The organism is Kocuria sp. UCD-OTCP (assembly GCF_000349605.1).
GTDB lineage: Bacteria > Actinomycetota > Actinomycetes > Actinomycetales > Micrococcaceae > Kocuria > Kocuria rosea.
Map to the genome: position 1 here is coordinate 77,871 of NZ_AOSQ01000004.1, position 20,246 is coordinate 98,116.

Sequence of the window (20,246 nt, forward strand, 5' to 3'; positions counted from 1 at the left end):
GGGAAGGTCCCCATGACAGCTCCCGCGCTGCGCCTGCAGGGCGTCTCGAAGCACTACGGGACCGTGCGCGCGGTCGACCGCGTCACCCTCGAGGTCCGCCCGGGGGAGGTCTACGCGCTGCTGGGCCTCAACGGCGCCGGCAAGACCACCGTCATGCGGACGGTCCTCGGCATGGTCCGGCCCTCGGCCGCGGGCGCGGCGACGCGCACCGCGCGGGGCCCGCAGCCGTGCTCGGCGACGCCGGCGCCGCGGACCGCCCGGACGCCGTGGCCGCCGCCCTCGTCCACGGCGGCGTGCCCCCCACCGGCCTCGCGGTGGTCCGCGAGGACCTCGAGGCCTACTTCCTGCGCCTGGTGGGCGCGCAGCACCGGCAGGAGCGCCCCGGTGACCGGTGAGCCGGCGGCCGCCCTCGGGGCGGAGGCGCTGAAGCTGCGCCGCTCCCGCGTGCCCTGGGCCACCGCCGGGGCCATGGCCCTCGCCGTCCTCGTGGCTCAGGTGCTCGCCGCGGTCGGCCACGGCGCGTGGTTCCCCTGGGCCGTGCCCGCCCTCCTCGCCGGGACGGCCGGCCCGGACGCCGCCGGCGCCGGTCCGGGCGGCGTCCTGGGCGTCGCGCTCGTCGCCCTCGGCTCGGCCGCGGCCACCGCCGCCTGGTGGGAGCGGGCCGACCACAGCGCCTAGCCCGGGCGGGGTCGCCGGGGGAGGCGGGCGTCACACCGGGCCCGGGGCGTCAGGGCCGCTGTGCTAGTTTGGGGCGAGCAAGCAACCTTTAAGTCCGTCCTGTGAGGCGGGGAAGGAGGCGGCACCCATGAACGACGACACCTCCGCGGCCGGTCCCTCGACGGGACCCGCCGCCGCGCGCGTCATCCTCTCGGCAGCCGACATCGACCGCGCCCTGACGCGCATCGCCCACGAGATCCTCGAGGCCAACAGGGGCAGCTCGGACCTCGTCCTGCTCGGCATCCCGCGCCGCGGCTACCCGCTGGCCCAGCGGATCGCCGCCAAGATCGCCGCCTCCGACACCGGCTTCGACGCCGCCGCGAGCCTCGGCCAGCTCGACGTCACGATGTTCCGCGACGACCTGCGCAAGAATCCCGCCCGCGCCCCCCAGCCGACCCGCATCCCCGTGCAGGGCATCGACGGGCGCACCGTGGTCCTCGTCGACGACGTCCTGTACTCCGGGCGCACCGTGCGCGCCGCCCTCGACGCCCTCGTGGACGTCGGCCGGCCCCGCGTGGTCCGCCTCGCCGTGCTCGTCGACCGCGGCCACCGGGAGCTGCCCATCCGCGCCGACCACGTGGGCAAGAACCTGCCGACCTCCTCCCAGGAGAAGGTCCGGGTCCGGCTGGCCGAGACCGACCCCGAGCCCCGCGCGGCGGAGAACGCCGACTGCGTGGTCATCGAGACCACCGTGCCGGGAACCGGCGCATGAGGCACCTGCTGTCCACGAAGGACCTCTCCTACGACGCCGCCCTGACGTTCCTGGACACCGCGGACCAGATGGCCGCCGTGGGCCAGCGCTCCGTCAAGAAGCTCCCCGCGCTGCGGGGCCGCACCGTGGTCAACCTCTTCTTCGAGGACTCGACCCGCACCCGCATCTCCTTCGAGACGGCCGCCAAGCGCCTGTCCGCGGACGTCCTCAACTTCTCCGCGAAAGGCTCCTCGGTCTCGAAGGGGGAGTCCCTCAAGGACACCGCCCAGACCCTCGCGGCGATGAGCGCCGACGCCGTGGTGATCCGGCACTCGGCCTCCGGCTCCCCGCAGCAGCTCGCGGAGTCCGACTGGATCGACGCCGCGGTGGTCAACGCCGGCGACGGCACCCACGAGCACCCCACGCAGGCCCTGCTCGACGCCATGACCCTGCGCCAGCACCGTGCCCGCACCGAGGGCCGCGAGAGCACCCGCGGGCTCGACCTCGAGGGCATGCACGTGGTGATCGTCGGCGACGTCCTGCACTCCCGGGTGGCCCGCTCCGACCTGTGGCTGTTCACCACCCTGGGCGCCCGGGTCACGTTCGTGGCCCCGCCCACCCTGCTGCCCGTCGGCATCGCGGACTGGCCGTGCCGGGTGGTCTTCTCCCTCGACGAGGCCCTGGACCCCGCCCCGGACGCGGTGATGATGCTGCGCGTGCAGCGGGAGCGGATGCACGCCGCGTTCTTCCCGACCGCCCAGGAGTACGCCCGGGAGTGGGGGCTCACCCCCGAGCGGGTCGCCGCCCTCGACGCCGCCGGGGCCGCCACGGCGATCATGCACCCGGGACCCATGAACCGCGGGCTGGAGATCTCCTCCGCCGCGGCGGACTCCCCGCGCTCCACGGTCCTGGACCAGGTGCGCAACGGCGTCTCCGTGCGGATGTCGGTGCTCTACCTGCTGCTCTCCGGCGACGACCTCGACCCCACCTCCACCCCGCACCCCCAGGAGCGCTGACCTCTCGTGACCTCGTACCTCATCCAGGGCGCCCAGCTGCTCGGCGAGCAGACCGCCGACATCCTCGTCGAGGACGGCGTGATCCGGCGCATCGGCCCCGACCTCGCCGCGGACGCGGGCGACGCCCGGATCCTCGACGCCGCCGGGCTCGTGGCCCTGCCCGGGCTCGTGGACATCCACACGCACCTGCGCGAGCCCGGCCGGGAGGACGCCGAGACCGTCGAGACCGGCACCCGGGCGGCCGCGCTCGGCGGCTACACCGCGGTCTTCGCGATGGCCAACTCCGATCCCGTGGCGGACACCGCCGGTGTGGTGGAGCAGGTGCACGAGCTGGGCCGCTCCGCGGGCTGGGTCGAGGTCCGTCCCGTGGGCGCCGTGACCGTGGGTCTGAAGGGCGAGCGGCTGTCCGAGATCATGGCGATGGCCGAGTCCCGCGCGGGCGTGCGGATGTTCTCCGACGACGGCATGTGCGTGCACGACCCGGTGCTCATGCGCCGGGCCCTGGAGTACGTCAAGGGCTTCGACGGCGTCGTGGCCCAGCACGCCCAGGAGCCGCGGCTGACGGAGGGCGCCCAGATGAACGAGGGCGCCGTGTCCGCCGAGCTCGGGCTGACGGGCTGGCCCGCCGTCGCGGAGGAGGCCATCATCGCCCGCGACGTGCTGCTCGCCGAGCACGTCGGCTCCCGCGTGCACATCTGCCACCTCTCGACCAGGGGCTCCGTGGACATCGTCCGCTGGGCCAAGCAGCGCGGCATCGACGTCACCGCCGAGGCCACCCCGCACCACCTGCTGCTCACCGACGAGCGGGTCCGCAGCTTCGACCCGGTGTTCAAGGTCAACCCGCCGCTGCGCACGGACGAGGACGTGCACGCCCTGCGCGCGGCCGTGGCCGACGGCACCATCGACGTGATCGGCACCGACCACGCCCCGCACCCCGCCGAGGACAAGGAGTGCGAGTGGTCCTGCGCGGCCAACGGGATGACCGGGCTCGAGACCGCGCTGTCCGTGGTCCAGCTCAGCCTCGTCGACACCGGCCTGCTGACCTGGCGCGACGTCGCCCGGATCACCTCGGCGACCCCCGCCCGGATCGGGCGCCTCGCCGGCCAGGGCCGGCCGCTCGAGGAGGGCGAGCCCGCTCACCTCACCCTGTGGGACCCGGCCGCGACCACCGTGGTGGACCCCGCCCGGCACGCGTCCAAGGGCCGCAACAGCCCCTACCGCGGCATGGAGCTGCCCGGCGCGGTCCGCGCCACCTTCTTCCGCGGCCACCCCACCGTCCTCGACGGGGCCCTCAACACCCCCGCCCCGACCCCCGCCGCCTGACCGCGCCGACCCCCTTCCACCGCCCGGAGGCCCCCGTCCCATGGACCAGCTCAGCACCGTGCTCGTCACGGTCATCGTCCTCGCCGTGCTCTTCGCCCTGCTCCGCCGGGGCTGGCGCACGCGCGTGCGACGCCAGTCGGGGATCGCGGCGCCGGCCGCGCCGCCCGAGGGGATCGAGGAGCGCGAGCCCCGGCTCGTGGTCCCGGGCATGTACGTGAGCACCACGGAGACCGGCGCCCCGCTCGAGCGGATCGCGGCCCACGGACTGGGCGTGCGCGCCCGGGCGACGGCCCTGGTCCACGACGACGGCGTGCTCCTGGACCGGCAGGGCGCCCCGGGCCTGTTCGTCCCCGCCGCCGACCTCGTGGCCGTGGGCACCAGCTCCGGCATGGTCGGCAAGTTCGTGGAGCGGGACGGGCTCGCCGTGCTGACCTGGCGGCTGGGCTCCACCGTGGTGGACACCGGCTTCCGCACCCAGCGGGCCGAGGACAAGCAGCGCCTCCTCGACGCCGTGGAGGCGATCGTCCCGGCACCGCACTCCTGACCCGCCGGCGGCACCCGCCGCCCCGCCTTCCCGACCCACAGACCCGAACGTGAGGACGACCTTGAGCTCGATCACCACTGACCCCGCCGTGCTCGTGCTGGAGGACGGCCGCGTCTTCCGCGGCCGCGCCTACGGCGCCCTCGGCACCGCCCTCGGCGAGGCCGTGTTCTCCACCGGCATGACCGGCTACCAGGAGACCATCACCGACCCGTCCTACGCCGGCCAGCTCGTCGTGCAGACCGCCCCGCACATCGGCAACACCGGCGTCAACGCCGCCGACGCCGAGTCCCGGCGGATCTGGGTGTCCGGCTACGTCGTGCGCGACGCCGCCCGCCGCCCGTCCAACTGGCGCTCCGAGGGGTCCCTCGACGAGCAGCTGGTGGCCCAGGGCGTCGTCGGCATCCAGGACGTCGACACCCGGGCCATCACCCGCCACCTGCGGGACCGCGGCGCGATGCGCGGCGGGATCTTCTCCGGGGACGCCGCGCTGCGCCCCGACGCCGAGCTCGTCGCCGAGGTCGGCGCCGCCGAGCGGATGGAGGGCCGCCGGCTCGCCGAGACCGTCTCCGCCCCCGAGGCCTACGTCGTGGAGCCCGCCGAGCACGGCTGGACCGGCGAGGTCCTGCACGAGCTGGTGGCGGTGGACCTCGGCATCAAGTCGATGACCCCGCACCGCTTCGCCGAGCGCGGGGTGCGGGTGCACGTGGTGCCCGCCGACACCGGCTTCGAGCAGATCCGGGCCCTGGCCCCGCGCGGGGTGTTCTTCTCCAACGGCCCCGGCGACCCCGCCACCGCCGAGCGGCAGATCGAGACGCTGCGGGAGGTGCTGCGCGCCGGGATCCCGTTCTTCGGCATCTGCTTCGGCAACCAGCTGCTCGGCCGGGCCCTGGGCTTCGGCACCTACAAGCTGGTCTTCGGCCACCGCGGGATCAACCAGCCGGTCCTGGACCGGCGGACCGGGCGCGTGGAGATCACCGCCCACAACCACGGCTTCGCCGTGGACGCGCCCCTCGACGGCCCGGTCGAGGCGCCCCTGGGCGAGTTCGGCCGCGTCGAGGTCAGCCACGTGTGCCTCAACGACGACGTGGTGGAGGGCCTCAACTGCCTCGACCTGCCCGCGTTCTCGGTGCAGTACCACCCGGAGGCCGCCGCCGGCCCGCACGACGCCTCCTACCTCTTCGGCCGTTTCATCGAGCTGATGGACAGCCACCGGGACGGCCGCGCCGACCCGACCGTCGACAACGCCGTCCCCGGCGGCGCCCAGGGCGCCCAGAGCCCCGAGGACACCCCGAACGCACAGGAAGAAGGGCAGAACTGACATGCCGCGCAGGACAGATCTCACCAGCGTTCTGGTCATCGGCTCCGGGCCGATCGTCATCGGACAGGCCGCCGAGTTCGACTACTCGGGCACGCAGGCCCTCCGGGTGCTCAAGGAGGAGGGCCTGCGGGTCATCCTCGTGAACTCCAACCCGGCGACCATCATGACCGACCCCGAGTTCGCCGACGCGACCTACGTGGAGCCCATCACCCCCGAGGTGGTGGAGAAGATCATCGCCAAGGAGCGGCCCGACGCCCTGCTGCCCACCCTGGGCGGGCAGACGGCGCTCAACACGGCGATCGCCCTCGACGCCAACGGCGTGCTCGACAAGTACGGGGTGGAGCTGATCGGCGCCAACGTCGAGGCCATCAACCTGGGCGAGGACCGCGAGAAGTTCAAGGGCGTGGTGGAGCGCTGCGGCGCCGAGTCCGCCCGCTCCGTCATCGTGCACTCCATGCCCGAGGCCCTGGCCGCCGCCCAGGAGCTGGGCTACCCCATGGTGGTCCGCCCGTCCTTCACGATGGGCGGCCTCGGCTCGGGCCTGGCCTACGACGAGGAGGACCTGCACCGCATCGCCGGCGCCGGCATCCAGTACAGCCCCACCTCCGAGGTGCTCCTCGAGGAGTCCATCCTCGGCTGGAAGGAGTACGAACTGGAGATGATGCGCGACAAGAACGACAACGTCGTGGTCGTGTGCTCCATCGAGAACTTCGACCCCGTGGGCGTGCACACCGGGGACTCGATCACCGTGGCCCCGGCCATGACGCTGACCGACCGCGAGTACCAGAACCTGCGGGACATCGCGATCGCCGTGATCCGCGAGGTCGGCGTGGACACCGGTGGGTGCAACATCCAGTTCGCGATCGAGCCGGACACCGGCCGCGTCGTCGTCATCGAGATGAACCCGCGCGTCTCCCGCTCCTCGGCCCTCGCCTCCAAGGCCACGGGCTTCCCGATCGCCAAGATCGCCACGAAGCTGTCGCTGGGCTACACCCTCGACGAGATCCCCAACGACATCACCCGCAAGACCCCCGCGTCCTTCGAGCCGACGCTGGACTACGTCGTCGTGAAGATCCCGCGCTTCGCGTTCGAGAAGTTCCCCGCCGCGGACCCCACGCTGACCACCACCATGAAGTCGGTCGGCGAGGCCATGGCGATCGGGCGCAACTTCACCGAGGCGCTGCAGAAGGCCATGCGCTCCCTCGAGCAGAAGGGCTCCAGCTTCTCGTTCGTGCGCCCCGAGCTCGACGACGACGCCCTGGCGCGGCTCGTCGACGCCACCCGCACGCCCACCACCGAGCGGATCCAGCAGGTCCAGCAGGCCCTGCTGGCCGGCGCGTCCGTGGAGCGGCTCTACGAGGCCACGGGCATCGACCCCTGGTTCCTCGACCAGCTGGTGCTGCTCAACGAGGTCGCGGACGTGGTGCGCCAGGACGCCGACCTCACGGTGCGCACCCTGCGCCTGGCCAAGCGGCACGGCTTCTCCGACGCCCAGATCGGCGAGCTCGCCCACCTGGCCGAGGACGTGGTCCGCGGCGTGCGCCACGCGCTGGGCATCCGCCCCGTGTTCAAGACCGTCGACACGTGCGCGGCGGAGTTCGAGGCGTTCACCCCGTACCACTACTCCTCCTACGACGAGGAGAGCGAGGTCGGCCGGCACGAGCGCCCCTCCATCATGATCCTCGGCTCCGGGCCGAACCGGATCGGGCAGGGCATCGAGTTCGACTACTCGTGCGTGCACGCCTCCATGGTGCTGCGCGAGGCCGGGCACGAGACCGTGATGGTCAACTGCAACCCGGAGACCGTCTCCACCGACTACGACGTCTCCACGCGGCTGTACTTCGAACCGCTGACCTTCGAGGACGTCATGGAGGTCGTCGAGACGGAGCGGCGCACCGGCGGGCTGCTCGGGGTGTTCGTGCAGCTGGGCGGGCAGACCCCGCTCAAGCTCGCCGCCCAGCTCAAGGCCGCGGGCGTGCCGATCCTCGGCACCACCCCGGAGGCCATCGACCTCGCCGAGGACCGCGGGGAGTTCGCCCGGGTGCTCGCCGAGGCCGGGCTGCGCCAGCCGAAGAACGGCACGGCGTCCACCTTCGAGGCCGCCAAGCGGATCGCGGACGACATCGGCTACCCGGTGCTCGTGCGCCCCTCGTACGTGCTCGGCGGCCGCGGCATGGAGATCGTCTACGACGAGCCGGCCCTGGCCCGCTACCTGCAGAACGCCACCGAGGTCTCCGCCTCGCGGCCCGCGCTGATCGACAAGTTCCTCGAGGACGCCATCGAGATCGACGTGGACGCCCTCTACGACGGGACGGACCTCTACGTGGGCGGCGTGATGGAGCACCTCGAGGAGGCCGGCATCCACTCCGGGGACTCCGCGTGCACCCTGCCGTCCATCACCCTCGGCCCGGACGTGGTCGAGCGCGTGCGCGAGGCCACCCTGGCCATCGCCCGCGGCGTGGGCGTGTGCGGGCTCATCAACATCCAGTTCGCCGTGGCCTCCGACATCCTCTACGTCATCGAGGCCAACCCGCGGGCCTCCCGCACCGTGCCGTTCGTCTCCAAGGCCACGGGCGTGCAGCTGGCCAAGGCCGCCGCCCTCATCGGCACCGGCACCACCGTCGCCCAGCTGCGGGCCCAGGGCCACCTGCCGCAGCGGATCGACGGGTCCACGCTGCCCGCCTCGGCCCCCGTGGCCGTGAAGGAGGCCGTCCTGCCCTTCGCGCGCTTCCGCACCGCCGAGGGGGCGGTGGTCGACTCCCTGCTCGGCCCGGAGATGCGCTCCACCGGCGAGGTCATGGGCCTGGACAAGTACTTCGACACCGCCTTCGCCAAGGCGCAGGCGGCGGCGAACGTGTCCCTGCCCACGTCCGGGCGGATGTTCGTGTCCGTGGCCAACAAGGACAAGCGCTCCTCGATCGCCTACGTGCGGATGTTCCGCGACCTCGGCTTCGAGATCCTCGCCACCGGCGGCACCGCGGACGTGCTGCGCCGCAACGGCATCGAGTCCACCGTGGTCCGCAAGATCCGCGAGACGGCCCCCGGGGAGCGGACCATCGTGGACCTCATCGCCGACGGGGAGATCGACCTGATCTTCAACACCCCGGCCGGCGGTGCCGCCCGCGGCGACGGCTACGAGATCCGCGCCGCGGCCACCAGCGTGGGCGTGCCCCTGATGACCACGGTCTCCGTGCTGGGCGCCGCCCTGCAGGCCGTCACCGCGCTGCGCTCCTACTCGTGGGACGTGACGAGCCTGCAGGAGCACGAGCAGCGCCTGGAGGTCCTCCTGCGCGCTGGCGAGCCCGAGGCCGTGCGTGCCTGAGGACACCGCCCCGGCGCCCGGCCCCGTGACCCCGGCGCCCGGCCGGGCGCCCTTCGGCGCGCGGCTGGGCGCCGCGATGGACGAGCACGGGCCCCTGTGCGTGGGCATCGACCCGCACCCCGGCCTGCTGGACGCGTGGGGCCTGCCCCGCTCCGCCGAGGGCCTGCGCCGGTTCGCGCTCACGGTCCTGGAGGCCGCCGCCGGGCACGCCGCCGCGATCAAGCCCCAGGTGGCGCTGTTCGAGCCCTACGGCGCCGCCGGCTTCGCCGTGCTCGAGGAGCTGCTCGCGCAGGCGCGCTCGGCGGAGCTGCTGACGGTCGCCGACGCCAAGCGCGGGGACATCGGCTCCACGATGGAGGCCTACGCGGCCGCGTGGCTGGGGGAGGGGTCCCCGCTCGCGGCGGACGCCGTGACCCTGAGCCCCTACCTCGGCTTCGAGTCGCTGCGCCCGGCCCTCGACCTGGCGGCCCGCACCGGCCGCGGCACGTTCGTGCTGGCGCTGACCTCCAACCCCGAGGGTCGCTCCGTCCAGCACGTCGGGGGCCGGGAGTCCGTCGCCGGCTCCGTGTGCGCCGCGGCGGCCGCCGAGAACGACCGGCTCCGCGGTTCCGGGGGAGAGCCGGCCGCCCGGGCCGGTCTCGGCTCCTGCGGGCTCGTGGTGGGCGCCACGGTCGGCAGCGCGCTGACCGAGCTCGGCATCGACCTGACGGCGGTGCGCGGGCCGCTGCTCGCCCCCGGCTACGGCGCGCAGGGCGCCCGCGCCGAGGAGCTCCCGGCCGTGTTCGGCGCCGCGGCCGGGCAGGTGCTCGCGGCCTCGAGCCGGGCGATCCTGCGCCGGGGACCGGAGGTGCCGGCGCTGCGGGAGGCGGTCCTGCGCTCGGCAGGGGAGCTGGCGGCAGCCCTGGACTGAGCCCCCGCGGTGGTCCCGCGCCTCCTCCCGCCGGCTCCCCGGCGACGACACCCCTGGTCACACCACGGTCGTGTCGCCTTGCGAAGCATCGTTCTTCATGTAGTTTCTTTAGCAAACGGGCTGTCCGTCCTCTCGTGGGACGGGGGCTGCAGTCCGTGGCGACGAGGAGGAACCACATGGCACTGCGTCCGTTGACCGACGAGGAGCGAGCCGCCGCGAGGGAGAAGGCGACCCGGGCACGGACGGCGCGCGCCGACGTGAAGAAGGGGCTGCGCGAGCGCCGCATGACGGTCGCCGAGATCCTCGACCGCGCGGACCGGGACGAGGCCGTGAGCCGGCTGAAGGTCTCGGACCTGCTCGAGGCCACCCCCGGCATCGGCAAGGTCCGCTCCGCGGCCATCATGGACGAGATCGGCATCGCCCGCACCCGGCGGCTGCGCGGGCTCGGCGTGCACCAGCGCAGGGCGCTCATCGAGCACCTGGACCGCTGAGCCGGGCGGGGCGCGGAGGCCCCGGGCGCGATCCGCTAGATTGGGGGAAACACCCCAGTCCCAGGAGGATGCCCGTGAGCCTCGACGCGCCCCGCGCCGCGCGCCCGTCCCTGACCGTGCTCGCCGGACCCACGGCCGTGGGCAAGGGCACGGTCTCGACCTACGTCCGGGATCACTACCCGCAGGTGTGGCTGTCCGTGTCCGCGACCACCCGAGACCCCCGCCCCGGGGAGGTCGACGGCACCCACTACTTCTTCGTCTCCGACGAGGAGTTCGACGCCATGGCCCGCGACGGGCAGCTGCTGGAGTGGGCCGTGGTGCACAACTCGCACCGCTACGGCACGCTGCGCTCCACCGTGGAGCGGGCCCTCGAGCGCGGGCTCAGCGTCCTGCTCGAGATCGACCTGCAGGGCGCCCGCCAGATCCGCAACACCATGCCGGAGGCCAACTTCGTGTTCCTCGCCCCGCCCAGCTGGGACGAGATGGTCGCCCGGCTCGTCGGCCGGGGCACCGAGACGGCGGCCGAACAGCGGGTCCGGCTGGAAACCGCTAAACTGGAGCTCGCGGCAGAGCCGGAGTTCGACCACACCGTGATCAACGACCGGGTCGAGCGCGCCGCCGCCGAACTCGTGCAGCTCATGGGGGTCGACCCCGAGCCGGCATCCTGAGACCCGTCCACCCCGTCTGGAGCAATCGCTTGTCTACCCACACCGAAGGCATCATCAACCCGCCGATCGACGCCCTGCTGAAGAAGTCCGACTCCAAGTACGGACTCGTGATCTTCGGCGCCCGGCGGGCCCGGCAGATCAATGCCTACTACTCGCAGCTGCACGAGGGCCTCTTCGAGTACGTCGGTCCCCTCGTGGACACCCAGCTCAACGAGAAGCCGCTGTCGATCGCCTTCCGCGAGATCGACGAGGGCCTCATCGAGGGTCGCCCGGTCGAGCACGCCGGGTTCGCCGAGAACGGCCAGCTCACCACGGAGGCCGACCTCGCCGCCGACGTCTTCGGCGCCGACTTCTTCGCCCAGGGCACCGAGGAGAGCGCCGTGGACTTCTCCGCGGACGCCGCCTTCTCCGGCGGCACCTCGGTGGACTTCTCCTCGGGCGACGACAGCCCCGCCGAGCCGCTGGGCGACCTGCCCGGCAGCGGCGCGGCCATCGCCGCCGACAACGCCTCCGACGGCGCCGGCGACGCGGCGGACGCCGCTCCGGAGGAGCCGGGGCGCGAGCCCGGGGACCTCCAGGACCTGTGAGCCGGCCGGCACCCCGACGACGGGGCGCGGCGGCGTGAGGATCGTCCTCGGCATCGGCGGGGGCATCGCCGCGTACAAGGCGGCGCTGCTCCTGCGCCTGTTCACCGAGAGCGGCCACACGGTGGTGCCCGTCCCCACCGAGGCCGCGCTGCGCTTCGTCGGCGCCCCCACCTGGGAGGCGCTCTCGGGCCAGCGGGTCAGCACGGACGTCTTCGACCGCGTGGACGAGGTCAACCACGTCCACCAGGGCCAGGCCGCCGACCTCGTCGTCGTCGCCCCGGCGACCGCCGACCTGCTGGCGCGCGCCGCCCACGGGCACGCCGACGACCTGCTGACCACCACGCTGCTCGCCACGCGCGCCCCGGTGCTGTTCGCCCCGGCGATGCACACCGAGATGTGGCTCAACCCGGCCGTGCAGGCCAACGTCGCGCAGCTGCGCGCCCACGGGCACACCGTCCTGGAGCCCGCCGACGGCCGGCTCACCGGCCCCGACTCGGGCCCCGGCCGGCTGCCCGAGCCCGAGGTCGTCCGCGACGCCGCGCTTCGCCTGGCCGGGGACGGCGGCGCCCCCGACGGCCCGCTGGCCGGCACGCGGGTGCTCGTGAGCGCGGGCGGCACCCGCGAGCCGCTGGACCCCGTCCGTTTCCTGGGCAACCGCTCCTCCGGCAAGCAGGGCGTGGCGATCGCCGCCGCCGCCCGGGACGCCGGTGCCGCGGTCACCCTCGTGGCCGCCCACCTCGAGACGCCGGTGCCCGCCGGCGTCGAGGTCGTGCACGCCGGCACCGCCGAGCAGCTGCGCCGCGCCTGCGTGCGCGCCGCGGCGCGGGCCGACGTCGTGGTGATGGCCGCCGCGGTGGCCGACTACCGCCCGGCCCGGATCGCCGACGCCAAGCTGAAGAAGGCCGAGGACGGGTCCAACCCCGTGCTCGAGCTGGTGCGCAACCCCGACATCCTCAAGGAGCTCGTGGACCTGCGCAACACCGCCCGGCGCCGCCAGCTCCTCGTCGGCTTCGCCGCCGAGACCGGGGACGCCGAGACCGACCCCCTGACGTTCGGGCGCCGGAAGCTCGTGCGCAAGGGCTGCGACCTGCTGGCCGTCAACCACGTGGGCGAGAACCTCGTCTTCGGCCAGGACACCACCACCCTGACCGTGCTCAGCGCGGCCGGGGCCCCCGAGCAGGTGCTCGAGGGCTCCAAGACGGACGTGGCCCGCGGGCTCGTGGCGCGGATCGCCCAGGAACTGGCCGGCGTCCGCGCCGGAGCCTGACCCGCCCGGGCCGGCGGCGCCGACCGGTGCGGCGCTGCGCCGTCCGGGGCGCCCGGTAGTGTGGTCTCCCGTGAGCGAGACGACCCAGCACCTGAGACTGTTCACCTCCGAGTCCGTCACGGAGGGACACCCCGACAAGATCTGCGACCAGATCAGCGACTCCATCCTGGACGACCTCCTGCGCCAGGACCCCGAGTCCTCCGTGGCGGTCGAGACCATGGTGACCACCGGGCTGGTGCACGTCGCCGGCGAGGTGAAGACCCGCGGCTACGTGGAGATCCCCAACGTGGTGCGCAAGACGCTGCTCGACATCGGCTACAACTCCTCGGTGCACGGCTTCGACGGCGAGTTCTGCGGGGTGTCCATCAGCGTCGGGGAGCAGTCCCCGGAGATCTACGAGGGCGTGTTCCAGTCCCTCGAGGTCCGCGAGGGCACCGCCCGCGACGCCCGCGACGCCCAGGGCGCCGGGGACCAGGGCATCATGTTCGGCTACGCCTCCAACGAGACCGAGGTGCTGATGCCGGCGCCGATCCACATCGCCCACCGCCTCTCCGAGCAGCTCACCCGCGTGCGCAAGACCGCCGTGCTGCCGGGTCTGCGCCCCGACGGCAAGACCCAGGTCACCCTCGGCTACGACGGCGACCGCCCCGTGGCCGTGGACACCGTGGTGGTCTCCGCCCAGCACGTCGAGGGCTACGACCTCGACCAGCTCGCCTCCGACCTGCGCCGCAGCGTGATCAGCCCCGTGCTCGAGGAGTCCGGGCTGGACCTCTCCGGCACCCAGGTGATCATCAACCCGGCCGGCAACTTCGTGCGCGGCGGGCCCGTGGGGGACGCCGGTCTTTTCGAAATCTTTTTTGTTGACTGTTANCTCTCCAGCTAAAAAACGAATTCGAAAATTCTCCGGCAAGGACCCCTCGAAGGTGGACCGCTCCGCCGCCTACGCGATGCGCTGGGTGGCCAAGAACGTGGTGGCGGCCGGTCTCGCCGACCGCGTGGAGGTCCAGGTCGCGTACGCGATCGGGCGCGCCGCCCCCGTCGGGCTCTACGTCGAGACCTTCGGCACCGAGAAGGTCGCCCCCACCCGGATCGAGCACGCCATCCGTGAGGTCTTCGACCTGCGGCCGCTGGCCATCATCGAGGACCTGGACCTCAAGCGCCCCATCTACGCGCGCACCGCCGCGCACGGGCACTTCGGCCGCTCCGAGCCCGAGTTCACCTGGGAGCGCACCGACCGCGTCGCGGACCTGCGGTCGGCCGCCGGGGTCTGACCGTGGACCCGGAGGGCGCCGGGGACGCCGCGGAGGGCCCGCGGCAGCTGTCGCTCCTCTCGGGCTTCCCGCCCCGGCCCCCGCGCGAGGACGCCAAGGGCGTGGGCGCGGTGCTGCCGGCCGAGCACGACCCCGTGGCCCGGGTGCTGCTGGACACCCACGTCCCGCACCTGGACCGCCCGTTCGACTACCTCGTGCCGGCCGAGCTGGCCGGGGCGGCGGTGCCGGGCGCCCGCGTCAAGGTCGGCTTCGGCGGGCAGGAGCTGACGGGCTTCGTGCTCGAGCGCACGGGCGAGTCCGAGGTCATGCACCGGATCCAGCCCCTGCGCCGGGTGCTGTCCCCGCTGCCCGTGCTCGCCCCGGAGATCGCGCGGCTGGCCGAGGACGTCGCCGCCCGCTCGGCCGGCACGGCCGCGGACGTCGTCCGGGTGGCCGTCCCGCCCCGCGTCGCCCGCGTGGAGAAGGAGGTCGAGCAGCGGCTGGCCGAGTTGCCCGGCCACTCGACCGGGCTGTCCCCGCACGCCCCGGGTCCCTCCCACGACGCCGCGCTGGCGGACTACGCCGGCGGTGCGCAGTTCCTGGCGGAGCTGGCGGCGGGGGCCTCCCCGCGGGCCGTCGTCGAGGTGCTGCCCGCCCATCCCGCCCACGACTGGACGGACGTCCTGGCCGCCGGGATCGGCGCGGCGTGGCGGGCCGGGCGCGGGGCGGTCGCCGTCGTCGCGGACCAGAAGGCGCTGGCGCGGCTCGAGCGCTCGGTCGCGGACGAGATCGGCGGGGAGCACCTGGTGCGCCTGCACGCCGAGGACGGGCCCACGCCCCGCTACCGGGCGTTCCTCGCCGCGGCCACCGGGCAGGTCCGGGTGGTCCTCGGCACCCGCTCCGCCGCGTACGCCCCCGTGGACGACCTCGGCCTCGTGGCGTGCTTCGACGACGGCGACGAGAACCTCGTGGAGCAGCGCGCTCCCTACCAGCACGTCCGGGACGTGCTGCTGCTGCGCGCCGGGCGCAGCGGGTGCGCGGCGCTGTTCGCCGGTCACGCGGTCAGCCCCGAGGCCCAGCGCCTCGTCGTCTCCGGGTGGGCCCGCCGGATCGCCCCCGCGCGGGACGTGCTGCGCGTCCACGCCCCGCGGATCGTCTCCACCGCCGACTCCTTCCACGCCGCCCGGGACCCGCTGGCCTCCCGGGCCCGGCTGCCCGAGACGGCCTACCGCGCGGCCCGCGAGGCCCTCGAGCGGGGCCCCGTCCTGGTCCAGGTCGCCCGCGCCGGCTACGCCCCGCACCTGGCGTGCGAGCGCTGCCGGGAGCCCGCCCGCTGCACCGCCTGCGACGGGCCCCTCGGGGTCGTGTCCCGGCGCGGGGTGCCCCGGTGCGGCTGGTGCGGCCGCTCGGCGCACGCCTGGTCCTGCGCCGCCTGCGGGTCCCCCCGGATGCGCCTGGTCACCGTCGGGGCGCTGCGCACCGCCGAGGAGCTGGGGCGGGCGTTCCCGAAGGTGCCCGTCGTGGCGTCCTCGGGCGACGCGGTGCGCGCGGACGTCCCCGGCACGCCCGCTCTCGTCGTGGCCACCCCGGGCGCCGAGCCGGTCGCGGAGGGCGGCTACGCGGCCGCCCTGCTGCTGGACGGCAACCGGATGCTGATGCGCCCCGCCCTGCGCGCCGCGGAGCAGACGCTGCGCCGGTGGTTCAACGCCGCCGCGCTGGTGCGCCGCGCCCGGGACGGCGGGATCGTGGTTGTCACCGCGGAGCACGAGGCCGCCGTGGGCGCGCTCGTGCGGTGGGACCCGGCCGGGTACGCCGAGCGCGAGCTGGTGGAGCGCCAGTCCCTGGGCCTGCCCCCGGCCGTGCGCTCGGCGGCCGTGACGGGCCCGGCCGCGGCGGTCGCGGCGTTCCTGGCCGACCTCGAGCTGCCGCCCGCCGTGCGGGTCATCGGGCCCGCCCCCCTGGAGGACCACGAGCCCGGGCCTGAGGGGGAGCCGGCCCCGCACCGGGCGCTGCTGTTCTTCGGCTACGGCGTGGCCGGGGAGGTCACCCGCCGGCTGCGGGCCGCCCGGTCGAAGGCCTCCGCGCTGCGCAAGCACGCCCCGGTGCACGTGCGCTGCGACGTCACCGACCTGCTCTGAGGACCGCGCCGGCCCAGGCGCACCTGCGGACGGCGCAGCGGCGGGTGCGCCCGGGTGTTGGCGCACGGGCCGCGGTGTGGTTGGTTGGTGTCCTGGGGCCGCGCCGCGGCCGGGAGTCGGAGGCCACCGTGGGCGAAGAGGTCAGTTCCCGCAGCTACACGCGCGAGCAGCGCCAGCGCTACCGGGAGAAGGTCCGTGCGGACCTCGACGTGTTCGAGCAGATGCTCGCCCGCGCCTCGTTCGAGTTCGACCGGCCCATGACGGGGCTGGAGATCGAGCTCAACCTGGTCGACGGGAGCTTCGACCCGCACTTCCACAACGACGAGGTGCTCGCCGCGATCGCCGACCCCGGGTACCAGACCGAGCTGGCGCGGTACAACATCGAGCTCAACGTGCCTCCCCGCCCGCTGCCCGGACGGGCCGCCCTCGAGCTCGAGGAGGACCTGCGCGCCTCGCTCAACGCCGCGGACGCCGCGGCCCGCGGGGTCGGCTCACGGATCGTGACGATCGGCATCCTGCCCACCCTGCGCCCCGAGCACTACGAGCAGGAGTGGATCAGCGACAACAACCGCTACACGGCGCTCAACGACTCCATCTTCGTGGCGCGCGGGGAGGACATCCGCCTCGAGATCGAGGGGCCCACCGGCGAGCGGGTCGACACCTGGTGCGACTCGATCGCCCCCGAGTCGGCGTGCACCAGCGTCCAGCTGCACCTGCAGGTCGCCCCCGCCCAGTTCGCGGCGCACTGGAACGCCGCCCAGGCGCTGTCCGCCCCGCAGATCGCCCTCGGCGCGAACAGCCCGTTCTTCTACGGCCGGCGGCTGCACGCCGAGACCCGGATCGCGCTGTTCACCCAGGCCACGGACACCCGCCCGGTGGAGCTGAAGAACCAGGGGGTGCGTCCCCGGGTGTTCTTCGGCGAGCGGTGGATCACCTCGATCTTCGACCTGTTCGAGGAGAACGTCCGCTGGTTCCCGGCGCTGCTGGCCGAGAGCTCCGAGGAGGACCCGGCCGCGAAGCTGCGGGCCGGGATCGCCCCGGACCTCTCGGAGCTGCGGCTGCACAACGGGACGGTCTACCGCTGGAACCGGCCGATCTACGACGTCGTGGGCGGCCGGCCGCACCTGCGGGTGGAGAACCGGGTGCTGCCCGCGGGCCCGACGATCACCGACGTGATGGCCAACGCCGCGTTCTACTACGGGGCCGCGCGCGTGCTGGCCCGGCAGGAGCGGCCGGTGTGGACCCGGATGAGCTTCCCGGCCTGCGCCGAGAACTTCACCCGCGCCGCCCGGGACGGCATCGACGCCCGGCTGTACTGGCCCGGCTACGGGGAGGTCAGCGCCGACGAGCTCGTCCTGCGCCACCTCCTCCCGCTGGCCCACCAGGGTCTCGAGGAGTGGGGGGTGGCTCCGGAGGTGCGCGAGCGCTACCTGGGGATCATCGAGGGCCGGTGCGTCTCGGGGGTCAACGGCGCGGTGTGGCAGACCCGGGCGGTCGAGCACTTCGAGCGCCACGGCGCGGACCGGCCCACCGCCCTGCGCCGGATGCTGGAGGCCTACGCCGAGCACATGGACGAGAACGAGCCGGTGCACACCTGGTCCGTGCCCTAGGGGCCACGCGGGCGCCGCGGGCGGGCCCCTGCGCCGGTGCGGGGCTCAGGTGCCGATGGGCTCCACGTCCTCGGCCCGCGCAGGGACCGGCGGCGGGACCGCATCGGCCGCGGCGGGCTGCGGGGGCGTCAGGACCGAGGCGTAGGCGTGCTCCGTGGAGTACCGCAGGAATGACAGGTGGGCTTCGTAGCGGTCCAGGACGTCGTTGATCAGCTGCTGCTGGGTCAGACCCATCAGGTCGTAGCCCTCACTGCCGGTCTGGGTGAACACCTCGAGCCGGTAGTAGACGTCCGTCTCCCGGGACATGCTGCGGGCCCCGATCATCGGCACCGGCGCCCGGACGGCCGCCACCTGGTAGTGGAAGTCCCGGTGGTCGGCCATGTTCACGACGAGCGCGTGCTCGTCGATGCCGGTCCCGGCGTTCGGGGTCGTGCGCAGCTCCGCCTGGTGGCCCAGGTCGCGGAACTCGTCGGCGACGTCCTGGAGCGCGGGTCGCACGACGCGCCCGACGAACTGGGCGACGGCCTTCTGCGAGGGATAGGACCGCAGGCGGGCCAGGCGCTGCCGCCACGTCTTCTCGGGGACCAGGCCGCCGTGGACCGCGTCGAAGCGCCGGCGCAGGGTCCGGCCCTCGCGCTCGGCCCGCTCCATCCGCAGCACCTTCGAGAAGGAGGCCATCACGAGGAAGGCGATGACCGTCACCGGCAGCGCGAAGATCAGCGTGGCGTGCTCCATGGTGGTGACGCCCCCGGCCACGAGCATGGCGATGGTGAGCACCGCGGTCAGCAGCGCCCAGAAGATCCGCAGCCACTTCGGCCCGTCCTGCGCCGGGTCGGGGATGGTCGAGGAGAAGTTCGACATCACCATCGCACCCGAGTTGGCGCTCGTCAGATAGAACAGCAGCCCGGACAGGGTCGCCAGCCCGATCAGGAACGCCGCGCCGGGGAACATCTCGAGCAGTGCGTACCAGCCCTGCTCCGGGCTCTCCACGGCCAGCCGGGCGAACTCGGTGTTGCCGCTGAGCACCTCGTGCATGGCGGAGTTGCCGAAGACGGTCACGATGAAGAAGTCGCAGAGCACGGGTGCGGTGATGGCCGCGACGACGAACTCCCGCAGCGTCCTGCCCCGTGAGATGCGGGCGAGGAACAGTCCGACGAACGGTCCCCACGCCAGCCAGAAGGCCCAGAAGAACAGCGTCCAGCCGCCCATCCACTCCGAGCCGCCCTCCACGTAGGCGAAGGTCTGCACCGTGCGCTCGGGCAGGGTGAAGACGAAGCGGCCGATGTTCTCGACCATGGCGTTGAGCAGGAAGGCGGTCTCGCCGGTGACGAGGATGTAGAGCATCATCGCGCCCGCGCTCCAGAGGTTGAGCTCGGAGATGACCCGGATGCCCCGGTCCACCCCGGAGGTGCAGGCCGCGACCGTCATGACGACGGCCACCAGCACGAGGGCGATCTGCAGCGCCAGGCCTTCCGGTAGCCCGAAGAGCCAGGCAAAACCGACGTTCAGGAGCACGACCCCGATGCCCATCGAGGTCGCCACGCCGAACACGGTGCCCACCAGGGCAAAGACGTCGATGACGTCGCCGGTGGTCCCGCGGACGCGCCGGCCGAGCAGCGGGTACAGGGCGGCCCGGATGGAGAGCGGCATGCCCCAGCGGTAGGCGAAGTAGCCCATGGCCATGCCCAGCAGGGCGTACATCGACCACCCGGCCACGCCGTAGTGGAACATCGTCCAGACCACGGCGTCCTGGGCGGCCTCGGCGGAGCGGGGGTCGGCCGCGGGGGGAGCGACGAACTGGGTGATCGGTCCGGTCACCGAGTAGAAGAGCATGTCGATGCCCACGCCGGCGGCGAAGAGCATCGCGACCCAGGTGAAGAGCCCGTACTGCGGGCGGGAGTGGTCCGGGCCCAGCCGGACGCTGCCCTCCTTGGAGAAGGCGACCCAGAGGACGAAGAGGATCACCAGGGTCACCGTGAGGACGTAGAACCAGCCGAGATTGGTCGCGATCCAGCCGACGACGTCCCGCATGGCGCTCGCGGCGTGGTGCGGGGCGGCCATCGCCCAGACCGAGAACGCGAGGACGACCAGGGAGGACGTGACGAAGACCCGCCAGTTGACGCGGGGCTCGCGGTCCTCGGCGAGCTCGGCCGGGCCCTTGCTCAGCTCGGTGCTGGAGATCGGGGGGAGCTCCTCGTGGGGAAGGCGTGAACGGCGGCGCACGGCCGCGCCGACCCGGTCCCGCTCGACCATCGCCCTCGACGGCTCGGGCTCCGGCCGCTGGTCGTCGTCTGCTTCCGTCACTCGATCGGTCCCTTCCTCGGGTGGGGCTGTCCGGGTGGCGCGGCACGGTGCGCCGGCGACCGGGCGAGGACCTCTCGGAGACGACGCACC

15 protein-coding genes and 1 pseudogene are annotated in these 20,246 nt (G+C 73.8%); 15 read left to right on the forward strand and 1 reads right to left on the reverse strand.

Translation table 11 applies throughout. From position 1 onward, the window contains the following. Positions 1-12 precede the first annotated feature (12 nt). The 15 genes and pseudogenes from H488_RS37605 to H488_RS22305 all read left to right on the forward strand — a co-directional run bounded on the left by H488_RS37605 (position 13) and on the right by H488_RS22305 (position 17,852). Positions 13-678 carry an ATP-binding cassette domain-containing protein gene (locus H488_RS37605; RefSeq protein ID WP_202804006.1) on the forward strand — a complete coding sequence of 222 codons (666 nt, stop codon included), beginning with the start codon at positions 13-15 and terminating at the stop codon, positions 676-678. A 127-nt stretch (positions 679-805) separates the two neighbouring features. Then, positions 806-1,429 (forward strand): bifunctional pyr operon transcriptional regulator/uracil phosphoribosyltransferase PyrR, encoded by a 624-nt coding sequence (pyrR, locus tag H488_RS22240; RefSeq protein WP_017832300.1) that lies wholly within the window; start codon positions 806-808, stop codon positions 1,427-1,429. Continuing rightward, a complete protein-coding gene (locus tag H488_RS22245) occupies positions 1,426-2,424 on the forward strand; it encodes an aspartate carbamoyltransferase catalytic subunit (protein WP_017832301.1) in 999 nt (332 codons plus the stop codon). Before pyrR ends, H488_RS22245 begins: the two co-directional genes overlap by 4 nt. A 6-nt stretch (positions 2,425-2,430) precedes the next feature. Then, positions 2,431-3,747, forward strand: coding sequence for a dihydroorotase (locus tag H488_RS22250; RefSeq protein WP_017832302.1), 1,317 nt, complete (start codon positions 2,431-2,433; stop codon positions 3,745-3,747). Between the two features lie 40 nt (positions 3,748-3,787). Further along, entirely contained in the window at positions 3,788-4,291 is a 504-nt protein-coding gene (locus H488_RS22255; protein WP_017832303.1) for a PH-like domain-containing protein, read from the forward strand. Positions 4,292-4,352: 61 nt separating this feature from the next. Then, positions 4,353-5,609, forward strand: coding sequence for a glutamine-hydrolyzing carbamoyl-phosphate synthase small subunit (gene carA / locus H488_RS22260; protein WP_017832304.1), 1,257 nt, complete (start codon positions 4,353-4,355; stop codon positions 5,607-5,609). Between the two features lies 1 nt (position 5,610). Beyond that, positions 5,611-8,931, forward strand: a complete 3,321-nt coding sequence (carB, locus tag H488_RS22265; RefSeq protein WP_017832305.1) for a carbamoyl-phosphate synthase large subunit — start codon at positions 5,611-5,613, stop codon at positions 8,929-8,931. Then, a complete protein-coding gene (pyrF, locus tag H488_RS22270) occupies positions 8,924-9,841 on the forward strand; it encodes an orotidine-5'-phosphate decarboxylase (protein ID WP_017832306.1) in 918 nt (305 codons plus the stop codon). The genes carB and pyrF overlap by 8 nt, the downstream gene beginning before the upstream one ends. A gap of 176 nt (positions 9,842-10,017) precedes the next feature. Continuing rightward, entirely contained in the window at positions 10,018-10,332 is a 315-nt protein-coding gene (gene mihF / locus H488_RS22275; RefSeq protein WP_017832307.1) for an integration host factor, actinobacterial type, read from the forward strand. A 68-nt stretch (positions 10,333-10,400) separates the two neighbouring features. Continuing rightward, complete coding sequence (gene gmk / locus H488_RS22280) at positions 10,401-11,000, forward strand: guanylate kinase (RefSeq protein ID WP_031282390.1); 600 nt, start codon at positions 10,401-10,403, stop codon at positions 10,998-11,000. Positions 11,001-11,029: 29 nt separating this feature from the next. Further along, on the forward strand, positions 11,030-11,587 hold the full coding sequence (gene rpoZ, locus H488_RS37790) for a DNA-directed RNA polymerase subunit omega (protein WP_017832309.1): 558 nt from the start codon (positions 11,030-11,032) through the stop codon (positions 11,585-11,587). Between the two features lie 34 nt (positions 11,588-11,621). After that, positions 11,622-12,854 carry a bifunctional phosphopantothenoylcysteine decarboxylase/phosphopantothenate--cysteine ligase CoaBC gene (gene coaBC, locus H488_RS22290; protein ID WP_017832310.1) on the forward strand — a complete coding sequence of 411 codons (1,233 nt, stop codon included), beginning with the start codon at positions 11,622-11,624 and terminating at the stop codon, positions 12,852-12,854. A 70-nt stretch (positions 12,855-12,924) separates the two neighbouring features. Then, positions 12,925-14,125 (forward strand): annotated as a pseudogene (metK, locus tag H488_RS22295) (methionine adenosyltransferase). Positions 14,126-14,127: 2 nt separating this feature from the next. After that, entirely contained in the window at positions 14,128-16,242 is a 2,115-nt protein-coding gene (locus tag H488_RS22300; protein ID WP_017832311.1) for a hypothetical protein, read from the forward strand. Between the two features lie 128 nt (positions 16,243-16,370). Further along, on the forward strand, positions 16,371-17,852 hold the full coding sequence (locus H488_RS22305) for a glutamate--cysteine ligase (RefSeq protein ID WP_017832312.1): 1,482 nt from the start codon (positions 16,371-16,373) through the stop codon (positions 17,850-17,852). Between the two features lie 45 nt (positions 17,853-17,897). Here the strand turns inward: H488_RS22305 and betT are convergent, their stop codons facing one another. Then, positions 17,898-20,105 (reverse strand): choline BCCT transporter BetT, encoded by a 2,208-nt coding sequence (gene betT, locus H488_RS22310; protein ID WP_051063716.1) that lies wholly within the window; start codon positions 20,103-20,105, stop codon positions 17,898-17,900. Positions 20,106-20,246 lie beyond the last annotated feature (141 nt).